Source organism: Polynucleobacter sp. MWH-UH19D (assembly GCF_040409795.1).
In the GTDB taxonomy this organism is placed as follows: Bacteria; Pseudomonadota; Gammaproteobacteria; order Burkholderiales; family Burkholderiaceae; genus Polynucleobacter.
The window spans coordinates 1895562-1913706 of the sequence record NZ_CP099571.1; the positions used below are offsets into that span (position 1 = coordinate 1895562).

20 protein-coding genes are annotated in these 18145 nt (G+C 45.9%); 7 read left to right on the forward strand and 13 right to left on the reverse strand.

The genetic code is table 11. The features are described 5' to 3' along the window. Window positions 1-14 precede the first annotated feature (14 nt). The 3 genes from NHB34_RS09655 to dapF are packed head-to-tail and all read left to right on the forward strand — an operon-like array spanning window position 15 to window position 2750. Window positions 15-917 carry a lysophospholipid acyltransferase family protein gene (locus NHB34_RS09655; protein ID WP_353427426.1) on the forward strand — a complete coding sequence of 301 codons (903 nt, stop codon included), beginning with the start codon at window positions 15-17 and terminating at the stop codon, window positions 915-917. 21 nt (window positions 918-938) lie between these two features. Further along, window positions 939-1838: a lipid A biosynthesis acyltransferase gene (locus NHB34_RS09660; RefSeq protein WP_353427427.1), complete on the forward strand. Its 900-nt coding sequence runs from the start codon at window positions 939-941 to the stop codon at window positions 1836-1838. A 57-nt stretch (window positions 1839-1895) separates the two neighbouring features. Further along, window positions 1896-2750 (forward strand): diaminopimelate epimerase, encoded by an 855-nt coding sequence (gene dapF / locus NHB34_RS09665; RefSeq protein WP_353428592.1) that lies wholly within the window; start codon window positions 1896-1898, stop codon window positions 2748-2750. Window positions 2751-2774: 24 nt separating this feature from the next. Here the strand turns inward: dapF and pyrE are convergent, their stop codons facing one another. Continuing rightward, a complete protein-coding gene (gene pyrE / locus NHB34_RS09670) occupies window positions 2775-3443 on the reverse strand; it encodes an orotate phosphoribosyltransferase (protein ID WP_353427428.1) in 669 nt (222 codons plus the stop codon). An 8-nt stretch (window positions 3444-3451) separates the two neighbouring features. Between pyrE and NHB34_RS09675 the strand changes: the two genes are divergently transcribed. Further along, the gene (locus NHB34_RS09675; RefSeq protein WP_353427430.1) at window positions 3452-4234 is read left to right on the forward strand and encodes an exodeoxyribonuclease III; all 783 of its coding nucleotides are present in this window, start codon (window positions 3452-3454) and stop codon (window positions 4232-4234) included. 3 nt (window positions 4235-4237) lie between these two features. Here the strand turns inward: NHB34_RS09675 and NHB34_RS09680 are convergent, their stop codons facing one another. From NHB34_RS09680 to gatC, 12 genes are all read right to left on the reverse strand, one after another. Next, window positions 4238-5557 (reverse strand): MFS transporter, encoded by a 1320-nt coding sequence (locus NHB34_RS09680; RefSeq protein WP_353427431.1) that lies wholly within the window; start codon window positions 5555-5557, stop codon window positions 4238-4240. Between the two features lie 15 nt (window positions 5558-5572). Beyond that, window positions 5573-6166 carry a methionine biosynthesis protein MetW gene (metW, locus tag NHB34_RS09685; protein WP_353427432.1) on the reverse strand — a complete coding sequence of 198 codons (594 nt, stop codon included), beginning with the start codon at window positions 6164-6166 and terminating at the stop codon, window positions 5573-5575. Continuing rightward, on the reverse strand, window positions 6163-7302 hold the full coding sequence (locus tag NHB34_RS09690) for a homoserine O-acetyltransferase (protein WP_353427434.1): 1140 nt from the start codon (window positions 7300-7302) through the stop codon (window positions 6163-6165). Before NHB34_RS09690 ends, metW begins: the two co-directional genes overlap by 4 nt. Further along, window positions 7299-7946, reverse strand: a complete 648-nt coding sequence (gene slmA, locus NHB34_RS09695) for a nucleoid occlusion factor SlmA (protein ID WP_353427435.1) — start codon at window positions 7944-7946, stop codon at window positions 7299-7301. The genes NHB34_RS09690 and slmA overlap by 4 nt, the downstream gene beginning before the upstream one ends. A 10-nt stretch (window positions 7947-7956) precedes the next feature. Next, on the reverse strand, window positions 7957-8859 hold the full coding sequence (gene argB, locus NHB34_RS09700; protein WP_353427436.1) for an acetylglutamate kinase: 903 nt from the start codon (window positions 8857-8859) through the stop codon (window positions 7957-7959). 12 nt (window positions 8860-8871) lie between these two features. Continuing rightward, a complete protein-coding gene (gene dksA, locus NHB34_RS09705) occupies window positions 8872-9249 on the reverse strand; it encodes an RNA polymerase-binding protein DksA (protein ID WP_173956792.1) in 378 nt (125 codons plus the stop codon). A gap of 232 nt (window positions 9250-9481) precedes the next feature. Continuing rightward, a complete protein-coding gene (locus NHB34_RS09710) occupies window positions 9482-10543 on the reverse strand; it encodes a GTP-binding protein (protein WP_353427437.1) in 1062 nt (353 codons plus the stop codon). A 63-nt stretch (window positions 10544-10606) separates the two neighbouring features. Further along, the gene (locus tag NHB34_RS09715) at window positions 10607-11608 is read right to left on the reverse strand and encodes a tyrosine recombinase XerC (protein ID WP_353427439.1); all 1002 of its coding nucleotides are present in this window, start codon (window positions 11606-11608) and stop codon (window positions 10607-10609) included. Next, window positions 11589-12263 carry a DUF484 family protein gene (locus NHB34_RS09720; RefSeq protein ID WP_353427440.1) on the reverse strand — a complete coding sequence of 225 codons (675 nt, stop codon included), beginning with the start codon at window positions 12261-12263 and terminating at the stop codon, window positions 11589-11591. Before NHB34_RS09720 ends, NHB34_RS09715 begins: the two co-directional genes overlap by 20 nt. Before the next feature lie 24 nt (window positions 12264-12287). Further along, the gene (gene gatB, locus NHB34_RS09725; protein WP_353428593.1) at window positions 12288-13757 is read right to left on the reverse strand and encodes an Asp-tRNA(Asn)/Glu-tRNA(Gln) amidotransferase subunit GatB; all 1470 of its coding nucleotides are present in this window, start codon (window positions 13755-13757) and stop codon (window positions 12288-12290) included. Beyond that, the gene (gene gatA, locus NHB34_RS09730) at window positions 13757-15274 is read right to left on the reverse strand and encodes an Asp-tRNA(Asn)/Glu-tRNA(Gln) amidotransferase subunit GatA (RefSeq protein WP_353427441.1); all 1518 of its coding nucleotides are present in this window, start codon (window positions 15272-15274) and stop codon (window positions 13757-13759) included. Before gatA ends, gatB begins: the two co-directional genes overlap by 1 nt. After that, window positions 15271-15564, reverse strand: coding sequence for an Asp-tRNA(Asn)/Glu-tRNA(Gln) amidotransferase subunit GatC (gene gatC, locus NHB34_RS09735; RefSeq protein ID WP_353427442.1), 294 nt, complete (start codon window positions 15562-15564; stop codon window positions 15271-15273). The genes gatA and gatC overlap by 4 nt, the downstream gene beginning before the upstream one ends. A 61-nt stretch (window positions 15565-15625) precedes the next feature. On the opposite strand from gatC, the gene NHB34_RS09740 reads away from it, so the two are divergent. Genes NHB34_RS09740 through mreD form a run of 3 tightly spaced genes read left to right on the forward strand, consistent with a single transcriptional unit; the run spans window position 15626 to window position 18144 of the window. Further along, window positions 15626-16669, forward strand: coding sequence for a rod shape-determining protein (locus NHB34_RS09740; RefSeq protein ID WP_173956587.1), 1044 nt, complete (start codon window positions 15626-15628; stop codon window positions 16667-16669). 24 nt (window positions 16670-16693) lie between these two features. Then, entirely contained in the window at window positions 16694-17623 is a 930-nt protein-coding gene (gene mreC, locus NHB34_RS09745; protein ID WP_353427443.1) for a rod shape-determining protein MreC, read from the forward strand. Next, entirely contained in the window at window positions 17620-18144 is a 525-nt protein-coding gene (gene mreD, locus NHB34_RS09750; protein ID WP_353427444.1) for a rod shape-determining protein MreD, read from the forward strand. Before mreC ends, mreD begins: the two co-directional genes overlap by 4 nt. Window position 18145 lies beyond the last annotated feature (1 nt).

Consider the following 18145-nt stretch of genomic DNA (forward strand, 5'->3'; position numbering starts at 1 on the left):
TTCATCAAGACATCGTGAAATTTGGTCTTACCGACAGCATTGAATATCATTGGAGGGTGCGAAAACTCCTCTTAAAGATTGGCCTCAATATTGCTGCTGCGCTGCCCTTGGCAGCAGTACAGGCATTAGGTGCTTTTTTAGGGCTTCTTGCCTACCTGGGATCAAAGCAGTATCGCTCATTATTTAGACCTCAATACGAAGCGGTAGTCAAAACACGCAATTTACCTCTCAAGCTTTGGGAAGCAGTGCGCGCCTCCGGAATGCTCTTTTCAGATAGCCTGTGGATTTGGCGAAATCCACAAAAAGCTCTCAACTTAGTAGAAATTCAAAACTGGGATTTAGTAGAAAGTGCGATACAAGAGGGCCATGGTTTAGTCATGCTCACCCCCCATTTAGGCGGCTTTGAAATTATTCCGAGAGTATTAGCAAGACATTTTCCAGCGACGATTCTGTATCGCCCATCACGCCAAGAATGGTTGAATGAAGTAGTAGAAGAAGGCCGTGCGTATCCTAATATGCATTTCGTGCCTACCAACCTCAATGGCGTTAGGCAAATGACAAGGGCACTTACACGGGGTGAGGCAATTGGCATTCTTCCCGATCAAGTACCGAGTGGTGGTGAAGGGGTATGGGTACCATTCTTTGGTCGCCCTGCTTACACCACGCCACTACCTGCGCGCCTCGCAAATCGCAACAATACTCCCGTGGTGATGTTTACGGCAAAACGTAAGGGCATGGGTAAGGGCTGGGTAATGCAAGCAAAGCGTCTTGCGCCTTTTAGCGAAGACGCCACCATCGCAGCTGCTGAGCTCAATATCGCCATTGAAAATGCTGTCTTAGTTGCTCCTGAGCAATTTATTTGGTCATACAACCGCTATAAGCATCCGTTAGGTGCAGAATTGCCGCCCAGCACATAAAGAATATTATTATTTTGTAGCATGGAATGGCTCTCGAACCTTTTTAATTTTTTAGCGCTTAGTCTATTGCGCTTATTTGCCTTTCTTCCCTACAGCATCACGATCTACACTGGCTACGGTCTTGGCTGGCTCGCGGCACATATTCCCAATAGTCGCTCAAAAGTCATCAAAACCAATTTGCGATTGTGCTTTCCCAATCTCAATGAAAAAGAAATTGATTCGCTAGCGCTTGAGCACTGGAAATTATTTGGTCGTAGCGTTTTGGAAAGAAGCAGAATTTGGTTAGGAAGCGGAAAACAAATTACCGACATCGTAACAATTAAATCCGCTATCACGCTTGGCGATCGCAAACCTCGACTCCTCATCAACCCACATTTTGTTGGTCTTGAGGGCGGTTTCATGGCGCTATCTGTATTAGCCAGCCAACATGATTGGCCAAAAGGTGCGGGGCTTTATCAAAAAATGAAAAATCCATTTTTTAATCAAAAGATGATTGAATGGAGAAATCGCTTTGGTGGCAAGTCTATTGAGAGACAGAGTCGATTGCGCGATCTGATACGAGAAATCCAAACTGGAAATTTTATTTTTATAGCTCCAGATATCGACTTAGGGCCACGTGATTCTGTATTTGTGCCTTTCTTTGGAATTCAAACAAACACCATCACTTCTGTATCACGCTTAGCGAGACTGAGTGGAGCTGAGGTTTGTTTAATGACCACAAGACTAAACCATGATCGCAAAGGCTATACCTGCCATATCAGTGCCCCACTGCCAAATTTCCCAAGTGATGATGTTGAAAAAGACACTGCTAGCCTCAATCAATATATTGAGGCGCTTGTTCGAGAAACGCCAGCGGAGTACTATTGGGTGCATAAGCGCTTTAAGCATCGCCCTCCTGGCGAACCAAGCCTTTACGATTAATGGATCATTTTGAGCTCTACTCCAAGCAACTCCAAGCGCAAATTACGCTTCACCAAAATGCATGGTGCAGGCAACGATTTCATTGTGCTTAATGGTATCGATCAAGATTTAAGCAATATCACCCGCGCGCAATGGCAAGCCTTAGCGCACCGTCAATTTGGTATTGGCGCTGATCAAATTCTTTTGGTTGAAAAATCAACGCGTGATGACGCCGATTTTCGGTATCGCATTTTTAATGCAGATGGCGGAGAAGTAGAGCAATGCGGCAATGGCTCACGTTGCTTTGTACGCTTTGTTCAAGATCAAGGTCTATCGAATAAAAACCCTCTGCGTGTTCAGGTAGCCCACACCGTGCTTACTCTGAAATCACATCCCGATGGGCAGGTCGAAGTAAATATGGGCGCTCCAATTTTTGAGCATGACCAAATTCCATTTAATGCAAGTGGCTTGGCTAGCTTACAAGAATTTCAGGAAATTCTTTTTGCTCTACCCCTAAATCATCCCGCGGTACACGACAGTTTTGTAGGCGTCTTATCAATGGGTAACCCCCATGCAGTTCAAGTGGTTGGCGATATTGCCAGCGCCCCCGTCATAGAAGAGGGCCCTGAAATTGAAAAACATGCGGCCTTTCCTAAAAAAGTAAATGCGGGCTATATGCAAATCATGAGCCGCAATGAAATTGCATTGCGTGTTTATGAACGTGGCGCCGGTGAAACCTTGGCCTGCGGAACTGGCGCTTGTGCTGCGGTAGTTTCAGGTATTCGCAGAGGGTTGTTAGATTCACCAGTAACGGTACACACACGTGGTGGCGACCTACATATTGCGTGGGGTGGATTTGCTAATAAGATAGCTCAACCCGTCATCATGACCGGGCCAGCTGTTACTGTTTTTGAAGGCGAAGCAGAAATCTAAAGAGCAGGTTAACTGCTCTTGATCTTAAACGCCGTATTTTTGTCGATACGCCTTTACAGCTGGTAAATAGGCGGTTAACCGAGCATCACTAGATGCAGTTAAAAATGACATCAAGCCATTCAAGTTTGCAATTGAGATGACTGGCAAACCAAACTCTTGTTCAACAGCCTGGACCGCCGACTTATCTCCAATATCAGTGGCGTTACCCGATCTTTCCATCCGATCTAAGGCAATTAATACAGCGGCAGGTTCTGCGCCCGCTTTACGAATAAGGTCCACAGACTCTCGAACTGAAGTGCCTGCTGAAATTACGTCATCAACAATAATGACCTTGCCCTTTACTCGGGCACCAACTAGCATACCGCCCTCACCATGGTCCTTGGCTTCTTTGCGGTTATAAGCATAAGGAACATTCATTCCATCATTTGCCAAAGCAATGGCAGTTGCAGCAGCAAGCGTAATTCCTTTATATGCTGGGCCATACAACATGTCGAAAGAAATTTTGGACTCTACCAAAGCCTTGGCATAGTAACGCCCTAGCGCGCCCAAACGAGCTCCATCATTAAATTCGCCAGCATTAAAGAAATATGGAGAGAGCCTGCCAGCTTTGGTTTTAAACTCCCCAAAGGACAAAACCTTTGCCTCTAAGGCAAAACGAATAAAGTTATCTTGATTTGAATTATTTGAGCTCATAGACCTACATGTTACGCATCATTTCCGCGAACCTCAACGGTATCCGTTCTGCAGTTAAAAAAGGCTTTCTACCTTGGGCCATGAAACAAAAGGCGGACTTCATCTGTATGCAAGAGCTCAAGGCTCAGCGTGATGATTTAGAAGATGCTATTTTGAAACCCGATGGACTACATGGCTTCTTTCATCATGCCGAGAAAAAGGGCTATAGCGGATGTGGCATCTACACCCGGCATCAACCTGATGATGTGCTCTATGGATACGGTAATGAAGAGTTTGATGCCGAAGGGCGTTACGTTGAAGCCCGTTTCAAAAACCTGTCGGTGATCTCGGTATACATGCCATCAGGATCAAGCTCTGCTGAACGACAAGAAGCTAAATATCGTTACCTCGATAGCTTCATGCCACATCTCGTCAAGCTTAAAAAATCTGGGCGTGAAATTGTGCTCTGTGGTGACGTCAATATTGCCCACCATGAAATCGATTTAAAAAACTGGAAAGGCAATCTTAAGAACTCAGGCTTTTTGCCCGAAGAGCGCGCTTGGCTAAGCAAGTTGTTTGATCAAGTGGGTTATGTCGATGTCTATCGCAAACTAGAGCCCAAGGCTAGCGAAGCTTGCTACACATGGTGGAGCAATCGCGGCCAAGCTTATGCGAAAAACGTTGGGTGGCGCATCGATTATCAAATCAGCACTCCTGAGATTGCTGCAGCGGCCAAGAAAACAACTGTGTATAAAGATGAACGTTTTTCTGATCATGCGCCGCTAACAGTAGATTACGACTGGAAGCTTTAAAAACTATTCGCCATCCTTTTTGGTCTGCACGATTTGAAAGCGCATGGTCACCCAAATTAACAACAATACCGGCAGACCGATAATGGCTGTGCCATAGAAAAAGGCGGAGTATCCAAAGTGATCAACAAAGACTCCAGAAAAACCAGCCAGCCACTTTGGCAACAACAGCATCATGGAACTAAATAAGGCATATTGGGTTGCTGAGTAACGAATATTTGTGAGCGACGAGAGAAATGCGATGAATGCTGAGCTAGCAATTCCAGAGCTCAAATTATCTGCTGAAATCACCCAAATCAAACCATGCAAATCATGCCCCTGATGGGCAAGCCATGCGAACAGCAAATTGCTTACGGCTGATAACACGGCGCCTACAAATAGAATTCTGAGAACGCCGAATCGCAGCGTGAGAACCCCGCCTACAAAGGCGCCGACGAGAGTCATCACCACACCAAATACTTTACTTACAGCAGCAACCTCATCTTTTGTGTAACCCATATCAACATAAAATGGGTTGGCCATAATGCCCATCACTACATCGCTAATACGATAGATCGCGATGAGAGACAAAATTAATATGGCATGCCAACGATAGCGACGAATAAATTCAGCGAAAGGTTCAATCAAAGTTTGATAAAGCCATGCTTTTGCATTGCGCGCCTTAGCCAACTCATAACGAGCAGGCTCTTTGCTAAATAAGGTTGTCAGAACCCCAACGCCAATCGATGCGGCCATACAAAGATAAGCAAACTGCCAAGCATTAGCTTCGTAACCGCTGCCCGTTTCAGCTCTTGCTGCTAGCCACAAAACACCTGCACCAGCCCAGATGAGGGCCAATCGATAACCCGTTTGATAGGTGGCTGCAAGCGCTGCTTGATGATCGCTATCGGCTGATTCAATTCGAAATGCATCTAGAGCAATGTCTTGAGTGGCAGAACCAAACGCCACCATCAGAGCACACCAAACCATGGCATTCAGAGCAATTTTTGGATCTAAGGTAGACATACCTAACAAACCCAGGATGATCAAAGCTTGTGCCAATATCAACCAACTTCTTCTGCGGCCCAATAGCGTTGTTAAAAGCGGGATTTGCACTCGATCAACCAATGGAGCCCACACCCATTTGAATGCATAAATCAAACCTACCCAAGTCAAGTAACCAATCGTGCTGCGATCAATCCCCGCTTCGCGAAGCCAAAAACTTAAAGTTCCTAGAATTAATAAAAGGGGTAGGCCTGCTGAGAAACCTAGAAATAACATTCTTATGCAAGACCATTCGAGATACACCCGAAAGTCTTTTAACCAAGATTGAATGGTGGAAAACACCTAGATGCTTTTGTTTTAAGCGCGGCGTACGCGAAATAATGCAAGACTGCCAAAAAGATTTGGCATTAATGTCACCTGACGACCATCATGCAAAATAAATTGATCAACGACTTTAAGTCCTAGGCTGGATGCTAATTTTTCAAAGTCGGCAACCGTTAGCACACGCACATTCGGGGTGTTGTACCACTGATAAGGCAAACTCTTTGATACAGGCATACGGCCGAGTGCAACCGCCAATCGGTGAGACCAATGACCAAAGTTTGGAAAAGACACAATGGATTCTTTTCCAACGCGCACAATTTCACGCAAGATCTTTTCAGTTTGATGAATCGTTTGTACAGTCTGGGATAACACAACCATATCAAAGCTATTGTCTTCAAATAGCGCAAGGCCACCTTCTAGGTCTTGCTGAATGACATTTAAGCCCTTTTGAACGCAAGATAGCACTCTTGCATCATCAATCTCAACGCCATATGCGTGCACGGGCTTTTGTCTTTGCAAGAACTCTAAAAAACTACCATCGCCGCAACCTAGATCTAGCACCTGACTATTTGGGGCAATCCAATTGGCAATTGCAGAAAAATCAGCGCGTTTATTCAGATTGCTCATGATTGAACCTCACGCATCCGCTTGAAATATGCACGTACTAGGTTGTGATAACGATCATCATCTAGCAAGAAGGCGTCGTGCCCATGGGGTGCATCGATTTCAGCATAGGTAACTTCACTTTTATTGCTAAGCAAAGACTGGACAATTTCGCGACTGCGGTTAGGAGGAAAACGCCAATCTGTTGAAAAACTCACCACCAAAAATTTTGCCAGCACTTCGGACAAGGCTCGATTAAGACTTCCATCTGAACGGCGCGCAGGGTCGAAATAATCTAATGCTCTGGTAATAAGTAAATATGTATTGGCATCAAAATAAGTTGAGAACTTATCTCCCTGATGACGTAAGTAGCTCTCAACCTCAAATTCCACATCGAAACTAAATCGATAATCATTAGATTCACCATGCGGGCGTTGTAGCTCACGGCCAAACTTTTCGGCCATATCATCATCGGATAAATAAGTGATATGACCAACCATGCGAGCTAAACGCAAACCGCGTTTGGGCACCACACCATGCTCGTAATAATTGCCGCCATGAAAATCAGGATCAGACAAAATAGCATTGCGAGCTACTTCATTGAAGGCTATATTCTGCGCGCTTAACTTTGGAGTAGAGGCAATCACAATGCAATGATCAAGACGCTTTGGAAACTGAATAGCCCAGGCTAATGCCTGCATACCACCCAAGCTTCCACCCATGACTGCCGCAAATTTCCGAATACCTAATTTATCTGCAAGGCGAGCTTGGGTATTGACCCAATCTTCAACTGTGACTACTGGGAAATCGGCTCCATATGGCTTACCTGTAGCAGGGCTTAAGCTCATTGGCCCTGTGGATCCAAAACATGATCCCAAATTATTCACGCCGATCACAAAAAAATGATTGGTATCGACCGGTTTACCGGGCCCAATCATGTTGTCCCACCAACCTATATCCTCAGGATTATCAGGACTTGGTCCTGCTACATGATGGGAAGCATTTAATGCGTGGCAAATGAGTACCGCATTACTTTTATCAGCATTGAGCTTGCCATAGGTTTCAATAACCAAGTCATATCCCGATAACATGGCGCCACTTTGCAAAGGAAGCGGCTCGGCAAAGTGGATAGTATTTCTAGAGAGGTTTAACTCGCTCATTCTGAGAGCAGAAGACGCAAACTAACGTCAGAAGCATCTGTTGGTAGCTTTTTAAAACCGCTACGTGCAAAACGATGCCAGCGACCCAATACAAAACTCATCAACATGGCAGCGCGAATACTCACTTCTTCTTGACCCAACTTTGACCATGCCCCATCTTGAGTTTGGGCGATACGCAACGCTTGCTTAAGAGAAGCTTCAACACGATCCAATACTTGGGTAATACGCTCTTGCAAACGATCATCCTCTTGCAATAAGGCGTCTCCCAATAATACGCGGGTCATTCCAGGGTTTTTTTCTGCAAAAAACAAAAGCATTTGCAAAATACCGCGAGCCTGAGCAAGGCCAGACTCTTCTTTTTGATTAATTTGATTAATTAAGCCGAAAACAGTTTGCTCAATAAATGAAATCAAACCCTCAAACATTTGCGCCTTACTCGCAAAGTGTCTGTATAGGGCGGCCTCCGATACATCGATCTTGGCTGCTAAAGCCGCAGTAGTAACACGCTCACCCTTTGGGTTTTGCAGCATCTCCGCCAATACTTGCAGAATCTGCAGGCGGCGCTCACCTGGGCGAGGGCGCTTGCGTGTCTTCCCAGCATCGACATTGCTGTCAATTTCTGCTGGTTCTATGGATTCGTGCATCGTCATCTATTTATCTAGAACGAATCATCGTTCCAAAAGCTTGTTCAGTCAAAATTTCTAATAACAAAGAATGTTCAATACGGCCATCAATTATGTGTACCGAATTTACTCCGCTCTTGGCTGCATCTAAAGCAGAGGAAATTTTTGGCAACATCCCACCTGAAATAGTGCCATCTGCAAACAAGCCATCTATCTCTCTAGCAGTCAGGTCCGTCAACAACTTTCCATCTTTATCCATTACACCCGGAATATTCGTCATCATGACTAATTTTTCCGCATGCAGTATCTCTGCCATCTTACCAGCGACCAAATCAGCATTAATGTTGTATGCCTGACCTTCTGCACTAAAACCAATTGGCGAAATCACCGGAATAAATGCATCGTCTTGCAATGCTTTAACTACCGCTGGATTAATTGCTTCGATCTCGCCAACGAAACCAATATCGACTTTCTTGCCTGGCTCTGTATCGCTTGGAATCATCATTTTCTTCGCGTGAATCAAGCCGCCATCCTTACCAGTTAAGCCAACCGCTTGGCCGCCAAAATGGTTTATCAACATCACGATATCCTGCTGGACCTCACCACCGAGAACCCACTCAACTACTTCCATGGTTTCTTCATCAGTAACGCGCATGCCCTGAATAAATGTTCCCGTCTTGCCAATCTTTTTTAGGGCTTCATCAATTTGTGGACCACCACCATGAACCACCACAGGATTCATGCCAACCAATTTCAACAAAATTACGTCGCGCGCAAAGCTTTCTTTTAGTCGCTCCTCAACCATTGCATTCCCACCGTATTTAATAACGATGGTTTTGCCGTGATACGCGCGAATGTAGGGCAAAGCCTCAGCAAGAATCTCCGCCTTTAATAAGGGTGAGATATCGCCAATAGTTGTTAAATGCTTAGTCATTGCTCAGCGTGTTTATTCACCAAATAGCTTTTGACGGAGCTCACGACGCTCTTGGGCCTCAAGCGACAAATTGGCCGTGGGTCTTGCAATTAAGCGGTTCAGGCCAATAGGCTCACCCGTTTCTTCGCACCAACCATAGTCGCCAGACTCAATTCGGCCAAGCGCTTGCTCAACTTTTTTCAATAACTTGCGCTCGCGATCCCGAGTCCGCAATTCCAAGGCATGCTCTTCTTCAATCGTGGCACGATCCGCTGGATCTGGCACCAAAATATTTTCACGCAGATGTTCAGTTGTTTCTGATGCATTTTTTAAAATGTCATCTTTCAAGGTCAGCAACTTTTGACGGAAAAAATCTAACTGGGCAGCATTCATGTAATCCTTGTCGGACATTTTGAGCAATTCAGCCTCAGTTAAAGGCGCGCCCTTCACTGCTTTAGTGCTGGTAGCTTTGCTGCTTGCTTTTGTAGCACTTGCAGGTTTTGTTGCTGTTTTTACCGTCATCTCATTCTTTCCTAGATTTGAAGCATTATTGCCTCATTCTGCCAAACTTTTACTACGACTCAGTAATATTCTTAACGCTTTTACAAACTTAGCCGTGGCGGCGGATTGTACCCGAATCTGGCTAGACCAAACACCCCTCGAGCCCAGCCATCAAGGTGTCCTTAGGCAGATCAATGCCTATGAACACCATACGAGTTTGCTTGGGCTCAGACCCCCATGGACCAGCCAAATCACTCCCCATCATCTGATGAACCCCCTGAAAAACCACTTTTCGGGCACTTCCTTTGACATAAAGCACGCCCTTGTAACGCAGCATCTTCTCGCCAAAGACCTCCAAAATGCCCCCGAGAAAATCTTCCAATTTTTTATGATCAAAGGGTTTATCACTACGAAAAACGAAGGACTGAATGCGATCTGTGTGGCCCGCGTGATCATGATGATGGTCATGGCTATGATCATGTCCGCAAGTGCTGTGATCATGATCATGGGAGTGGTCGTGACCACAATGAGCATGATCGTGATCGTCCTGCTCTAAAAAATGAGGATCAATATCTAACTTCGCATTTAGATTGAAGCCTTTGAGGTCTAACACTGCATCTAATGGCACCACTCCTTTAGAGATTGCACTGATGGGCGCCCTCGGATTCATGTGCATTAAACGGCTACGAAGCGACTCAACTTCAGCCGCCGAAACCAAATCTGTTTTTGTAATAAAAATTTGATCTGCAAAGCCCACTTGTCGCTGGGCCTCCTCATGCTCGGTCAATTGCTGCTGACCATGCTTAGCATCGACCAGGGTCACCACGGCATCGAGTACATAGTGATCCGCAACATCATCATCCATAAAAAAGGTTTGTGCTACTGGCCCTGGGTTTGCCACTCCGGTAGTTTCTATAACAACCCGGTCAAAATGGATTTTTTTATCTTTTCGCTGCTCCCACAAAGTATTTAAGGCCTCAACCAAATCTCCGCGAATAGTGCAGCAAATGCAGCCGTTACTCATTTGCACAATATTCTCTTCGTGGTCCTGAACCAAAATATCGTTATCGATATTCTCTTCGCCAAACTCATTCTCAATCACTGCAATTTTTTTACCGTGATCTTCGGTCAAGATGTGTTTTAACAAAGTAGTTTTGCCGCTTCCTAAAAAGCCGGTCAATATGGTTACTGGAATTAAAGCCATGGCGATCCAATCTAAAAATATTGCCTTCCCAATCCTGGGAAACCTACTATCTTAACGAGTTCTTCAAGCTTTGCCAGCCTTGGCGCGTGGATGCGCTTTATCGTATGCCTGGGCTAGATGTTGAAAGTCTAAGGAGGTATAAATTTGGGTGCTAGCAATACTGGCATGCCCCAACATCTCCTGAACAGCACGCAAATCCTGCGACGATTGCAGAACATGGCTCGCAAAGCTGTGGCGCATCATATGCGGGTGAACGTGTGTTGGCAAACCCGCACGAATCGCTAGCGTCCGCAAACGCGCCTGCACTGTACGAGGTGATAATCGCTTACCATTTGTTGACAAAAATAAGGCTATCGATTCTGCTGAGTTTTTTACTGAATCCCGCATACTCCGCCATGCCAGCAAAGACTTCATTGCAGGCGCCCCGACTGGCACAGATCGTCTTTTTCCACCCTTACCGAGAACAGTGACTTCGGCCGCATCCCAATCTAACCATCCTGCAGATTCATGTTGACGATCTTTACTCTGCATGACATCAATGCCCAGAAGCTCGGATAAACGCAAACCAGAGGAATACAGCAAATCAACCATCGCAGCGTCACGAAGCGAATCCAGGTCTTTTTTCTCCTCCGCCTCTTTTACAGCCTGATTCACCAGCGCAAGCGCTTGTTCGACTGACAGGGCTTTAGGCAAAGACTTCAGACGCTTTGGAGCCTTCACATCGTCAACGGGATTGGCGGCTAACTGACTGCTGGCTTGACCCGCCTGCGCAGCACGGCTTGTATTTTTTTCTGTTACCCAGTCATACCAACCGCGCCAAGCAGACAAAGCTCTCGCAATACTTCGAGGCGATTTGTCTTTTGAATGTAAGCGGCCCGCCCATCGACGCACATGGGCATTAGTTACTTTTAGTAAATCAACTGAATCGTCTTGTGCAAAACTTTGCAAATCACTTAAATCCATCCCATACGCTTTAAGCGTATGTGCGGAGAGTTGACGCAATACATGAAGCTCATGCAAATACTCTTGCATGAGTGGATGAAGATCAGCCGGCTTTAATTTCATAAGCTTGGATACGATCCAAAGCTGCTGCCGTGAGTTCTGCAATTTGCTTGAGGTAGAAAGCGCCCATATCAGCAGTAAATCGAGTCTCGTCTTTACTAGCCAACAGCAGAACTGCTGGGGACTGATTTGCGCCGATGCTTTTTCCAATCGGTAGACCAATAGCCACCATGCTTTGCCATTCAGGATCTACTTGCGTTTGGCTGGCTAACAAATCTACGCTGGCCGCAGCCAGCTCCTTGGCAGAGCCACACAAGGGTGTATCGATCCATGGGCCGAATGCAGAATTGGGTGATAACAGTTGCGCGGCTTCAACCTCAAAGACCTCGGCCAAACCAGTAGTAATTGCAGCCTCAACATCAGCTTTATTGTTGGCCTTCATCAAGCGCAATAACCAAGCCACTAAGCTTTGTTGAGTTTTGTCATTGCGACTACCGAAGTGCAACATCTCACTTAAACGACGATTGAGCTCTTGGTTCTGCGAACGCAGTACAGTCATCTGCCGTTCTTGCAAAGAAATGGCTCGATCTTCGTGGGGATGCTTGATTCGAATCTCATTAAAAAGATTGGCATAACGTTCAAAAAAACCAGGGGTTGCTCGCAACCATTCGGCAACCAACTCTTCTTGCTCGGCCTGTTTTGGATCTATCGCGCTCATGTATCTCTTTCCTGAATTTCTTACTTAGCTCAGTTTTTTACGTAGCAATTCATTTACCTGACCAGGATTTGCTTTACCCTGTGAGGCTTTCATAATCTGACCCACCAAAGCATTGAAAGCTTTCTCTTTTCCGGATCGGAATTCTTCAACGGATTTTTGATTAGCCGCAAGCACCTGATCAATGATGGCTTCTAATGCGCCACTATCGCTAATCTGCTTTAGCCCTTTGGCATCAATAATTTGATCGACTGTACTCATTGACTTGCCTGCAATCGCGTCATCCCAAAGGGTTGCAAAAATATCTTTTGCAATCTTGTTCGAAATTGTGCCATCAGCAACTCGAGTTAGCAGGGGCGCCAAATGCTCTGCTTTTAATGGCGCATCAGCGATCGCAATTCCTACACGATTAATTGAGGAAGCAAATTCTCCAGCAATTAAATTAGCCGCTGCTTTTGCTAATGGCTTACCAACAATCGCCAATAACTCTTCAAACACTTTGGCAGTATCGCGATCTTGACTTAACAACTGTGCGTCATATGCACTGAGTCCATACTCAGACTGCCACTGCGCACGCAAATCTGCAGGCAATGCTGGCATCGTACTGCGCACCCTAGCAATCCATGCATCATCAATGACCACCGGCAACAAGTCTGGATCTGGGAAATAACGGTAATCATTCGCATCTTCTTTACTACGCATGCTGCGAGTTTCACCGCGAACAGGGTCGTATAGGCGTGTTTCTTGAACTACTGTGCCACCATCTTCAATCAGTTCAATTTGACGGCGCACCTCATACTGAATCGCTTCTTCTAAAAAGCGGAAGGAATTTAAGTTTTTAATTTCGCAACGCGTGCCAAATTCCGTCTGCCCTTTTGGTCGCACAGATACGTTGGCATCACAACGGAAAGATCCTTCTTGCATATTACCGTCGCAAACACCTAACCAAACCACTAAGCCGTGCAAAGCCTTCGCGTAGGCAACGGCTTCAGCAGCGCTACGCATCACTGGCTCAGTTACGATCTCCAAAAGTGGGGTGCCAGCGCGATTGAGGTCAATGCCACTTGAAGGCTCTCCATGCGGGCCAATGAAACCCTCTTCATGAACGGATTTGCCTGCATCCTCTTCCATGTGGGCACGAGTGAGTTCAACGGTCTTGACTTCATCACCCACCAAGATTTCAATCTTTCCACCAATCACCACGGGAATCTCAAACTGACTAATTTGATAGCCCTTTGGAAGATCGGGATAAAAATAGTTCTTGCGAGCAAAAATGCTTGCTGGTGAAATTTTTGCGCCCACTGCCATGCCAAAACGAATGGCATGCTCAACAGCTTCTCGATTGAGAACTGGTAGTACGCCAGGCAAAGCTAAATCCACAGCACATGCTTGTGTATTTGGCTCAGCACCAAAACGAGTACTGGCACCGCTGAAAATTTTTGATTGCGTTTGTAATTGCGCGTGTGTTTCTAGACCAATAACGACTTCCCACTGCATCATGCCACCTCGCTTGCTTGACGCATATGCCAATCACTGGCCTGCTGATATTGATGCGCAATTTGCAACAGACGCGCCTCAGAAAAATAATTACCAATTAATTGCATACCAATCGGTAAGTTGCTTGCATTAAACCCGCAAGGAACACTCATCGCGGGCAACCCTGCAAGATTGGTAGAGAGCGTGTAAATATCCTCTAAGTACATTTGCACAGGATCTTTTGACTTTTCCCCCAAACGCCAAGCCACATCAGGCGCTACAGGACCCAAAATAACATCGCACTCTTTGAATGCCGCCTGAAAATCTGATGCAATAATCCGACGAATTTTTTGTGCCTGTAAGTAATATGCGTCGTAATACCCATGACAAAGAACATAGGTTCCAATCATGATGCGGCGTCTTACTTCTGCACCAAATCCTTCGGTGCGAGACTTTTGATACATATCACCAAGATCTTTGTATTCACTTGCACGATGGCCATAACGAACACCATCAAAGCGACTTAAATTACTAGAGGCTTCTGCTGGCGCCAAAACGTAATACACCGGTATCGATAATTTAGTTTTAGGCAATCTCACTTCGACTAATTTGGCGCCCAAGTTTTCTAAAAGCTTCGCCGCCTCGTTTACAGACTTTGCAACATCGGCAGCTAAGCCATCGGCAAAAAATTCTCTTGGCAGGCCAACTCTCAAACCTTCTAACGGTTTTGCAGGATTTGCGTTTCCTTCTTGCCAAGCTTGATTGAGGTAGCAAGAATAATCTTCACCAGAGTCAGACAAAGAAGTGGAATCGCGCGGATCATGTGAAGACATTGCGCTTAGCAAAAGTGCACAGTCCTCTGCCGTCTTGCCCATGGGGCCGGCTTGGTCTAAGGATGATGCGTAGGCAATCATCCCATAGCGAGAAACGCGCCCATAAGTGGGTTTAATGCCGGTTAAGCCACAAAATGCCGCCGGCTGACGAATCGACCCGCCAGTATCTGTGCCCGTTGCAATAGGGGCCAAACCCGCAGCAACTGCAGCAGCAGACCCTCCTGATGACCCACCAGCAACGCAGGATGCATTCCAGGGGTTCAATGCTGGGCCATAAGCAGAATTTTCATTCGATGACCCCATTGCAAATTCATCCATATTGGTTTTACCCAAACAAACCATTCCGGCTCCATTTGGATTATTGGCATCCGGAATTCCCAAATTCGCAACCACAGTGGCATCAAAAGGGCTTTGGTAACCAGCCAAGATTTTGGAAGCTGCGGTGGTCTTCCACCCTCGGGTTACAAAGACATCTTTGTGCGCAATAGGGATGCCCGTCAACCTGCCAGATTTACCATTTGATATGAGCGAGTCTGCTTTATTTGCTTGCTCTAAACTTAAGTGAGCATTCACATCAATAAATGCATTCCACCTTTTTTCGGACTCTATACGATCTAAAAAGTACTGTGTTAACTCTTTGCTGGAGACCTCTTTTGCAGCCAGCGCTTTTGCCATTAAGGCAACGGAAGTGTTGTGCCAGCTCATTCAATCACCTTCGGAACTAAAAAGTAGCCATCTTGTTGGGCTGGCGCAGATTGCATGTTTTCAGCACGCTGGTCGTGCTCACTCACCTGATCGACCCTCAGTGGCTGAGCCAATTCACGCAAAAATAAAATCGGGTGGGCAAGCGGTTCAAGACCCTCGGTATTAACAGCCTGCATCTCTTCAACCAGGGAAAAAACTGCTTGTAGTTGAGGCAAAACTGCCTCAGCTTCTTTTTGGCTTAACTCAAGCCTGGAAAGGTGCGCAATGCGCTGAACATCATCAAGTTTCATGGGGCGCTAGAGTATCATTACTAAATATTTTCATTAACACATTCTATTTTCCCACTACATCATGTTTGGTTTTTTCCGCAGTTACTTTTCCAACGACCTAGCCATCGACCTTGGTACCGCTAACACCTTAATTTATATGCGTGAGCGGGGAATTGTCCTCGATGAGCCATCGGTGGTTGCAATCCGCCAAGAGGGCGGGCCAAACGGCAAAAAAACGATTCTAGCTGTCGGCAAAGAGGCAAAAGCGATGTTGGGCCGCGTCCCAGGGAATATTGAAGCCATTCGCCCTATGAAAGATGGGGTGATTGCCGACTTCACCATTACCGAACAAATGCTTAAGCAATTTATCAAGCTTGTGCATGAGAGCAAACTCCTAAAACCAAGTCCACGCATCATCATTTGCGTACCTTGCGGCTCAACTCAGGTTGAGCGTCGCGCTATTCGTGAATCCGCATTAGGCGCAGGTGCTTCACAAGTATTCCTGATTGAGGAACCAATGGCTGCTGCAATTGGTTCAGGCTTACCTGTATCAGAAGCGGCTGGCTCCATGGTCGTTGATATCGGTGGCGGCACAACCGAAGTTGGCATGATGTCATTAGGCGGCATGGTTTACAAAGGATCAGTTCGCGTGGGTGGCGATAAGTTTGATGAAGCCATTACTAACTACATCCGTCGCAATTATGGAATGTTGATTGGCGAGCAAACTGCTGAGCTCATTAAGAAAACAATTGGCTCTGCTTTCCCTGGCGCAGAAGTTCGCGAAATGGAAGTGAAGGGTCGCAATCTTTCAGAAGGCATTCCGCGTAGCTTCACTGTTACCAGCAATGAAATTCTGGAAGCATTAACTGATCCATTAAATCAAATTGTGACCGCAGTTAAAGCCGCCTTAGAACAAATTCCACCAGAGCTAGCATCGGACATCGCTGAACGCGGCATGATGCTCACAGGTGGTGGTGCCTTGTTACGAGATCTAGATCGCCTCTTGTTAGAAGAAACCGGCTTGCCCATTCACGTAGCAGAAGATCCATTAACTTGCGTCGCTCGTGGTTGCGGTATCGCACTTGAGCGTATGGATAAGTTGGGTGGCGTGTTCTCGCAAGAATAAAAGACGCACGCGTCAATCTAGGAATTGCAACATAGCGCCCCACCACTTTTCAGACAGGGCATTCCGGCCTTACTTAAACTGATTGTCTGTCTATCAATCAGCATCGCTCTGATGCTGATTGATTTCCGCTTTAAAGCACTTGATCCGATTCGCAATTATGTGAATTGGATTTTGCGCCCACTCGAGTATGTCATGATGGCGCCACGCAACGCGTTTGAAATTACCTCAGAATATTTCACAACGCGCTCTGTCTTAGAAAAAGAAAATCAAGCAATGAAAACCCGTCTAGCAGAGCTCTCACTGCTAGCTAATCAATCAGAATTTTTAATGATTGAGAATCAAAATTTGCGCGAGTTGATGGCACTGCAAAACCAAGTACCTTTTAAAACTTTATCCGTTGAAATTCTGTTCAACCCGCCCAATCCAATTTCACAACGAATTGTGATTAACCGAGGCAGCAATGATGGCTTAAAACTCGGCAATCCGATTGCCAACGATGCGGGCATTCTTGGTCAGGTTGTGCGACTCTATGAGCGGTCTGCGGAAGTATCTCTGTTGGAAGATCGTGATTTTGCAGTTCCTGTACAAGTTGCTCGTAACGGGCTTAGAGCAGCTGTTTTTGGCGTTGGGCGAGGCAACCCATTGGAACTACGCTACCTTCCCGTAGCTAGCGATCTAGAGGTTGGCGACATCTTGCTGACTTCAGGCATTGATGGCGTCTATCCCCCAGGGTTTGCAGTTGCTGTCATCAGCAAAATAGAACGCAATGCGGATAAAAACTCTTCCAATGTATTTTGCGAACCTATTGCAGCGGTCAATCGTTATCGTCAGGCTCTAGCTCTTTTATACGACCCACAATTTGACGCTAAAGCACCTGTCTACAACAAGCCGACTACTGGAACTCAAAATAACACACCTGGTCGTAGACAAACCCGCGCAAGAGGAATGCAATGATTGACTTTCAAAGCGGCTATATCTTGCGCCCGGTAAATCCGGCATTCATTTACTTCAGCTTATTTTGCGCGCTACTACTGAATTTATTGCCGATCGGCAATTACAGCTGGGCACCAGACTGGCTCATTCTGTGTATCGTCTTTTGGAATATTCATCAACACCGCTATGTTGATGTTGTTTGGGCATTTATTTTGGGCCTAATCATGGATGTTCATAATTCCGATCTTTTGGGATTACATGCGTTTAGTTATTCATTGGTTGCTTACATTGCAATCTCCTGGCATCGACGCATTGTTGCTTTGACCGTTCTCTCTCAAGCGCTACATCTCATTCCTATATTTTTATTGGTCTCCTTATTTCCTGTATTGGCGCACTGGATGCTTAGTGGTGAACTTTACTGGTGGGCACTAACAGGCTCCATTCAAGCTTTAATAGAAGCAGCACTTTGGCCATTTGCGACTCGAATTTTATTGGCCCCACAACGTCGCCCAATTGACGTTGATTACAATCGCCCGCTTTAAG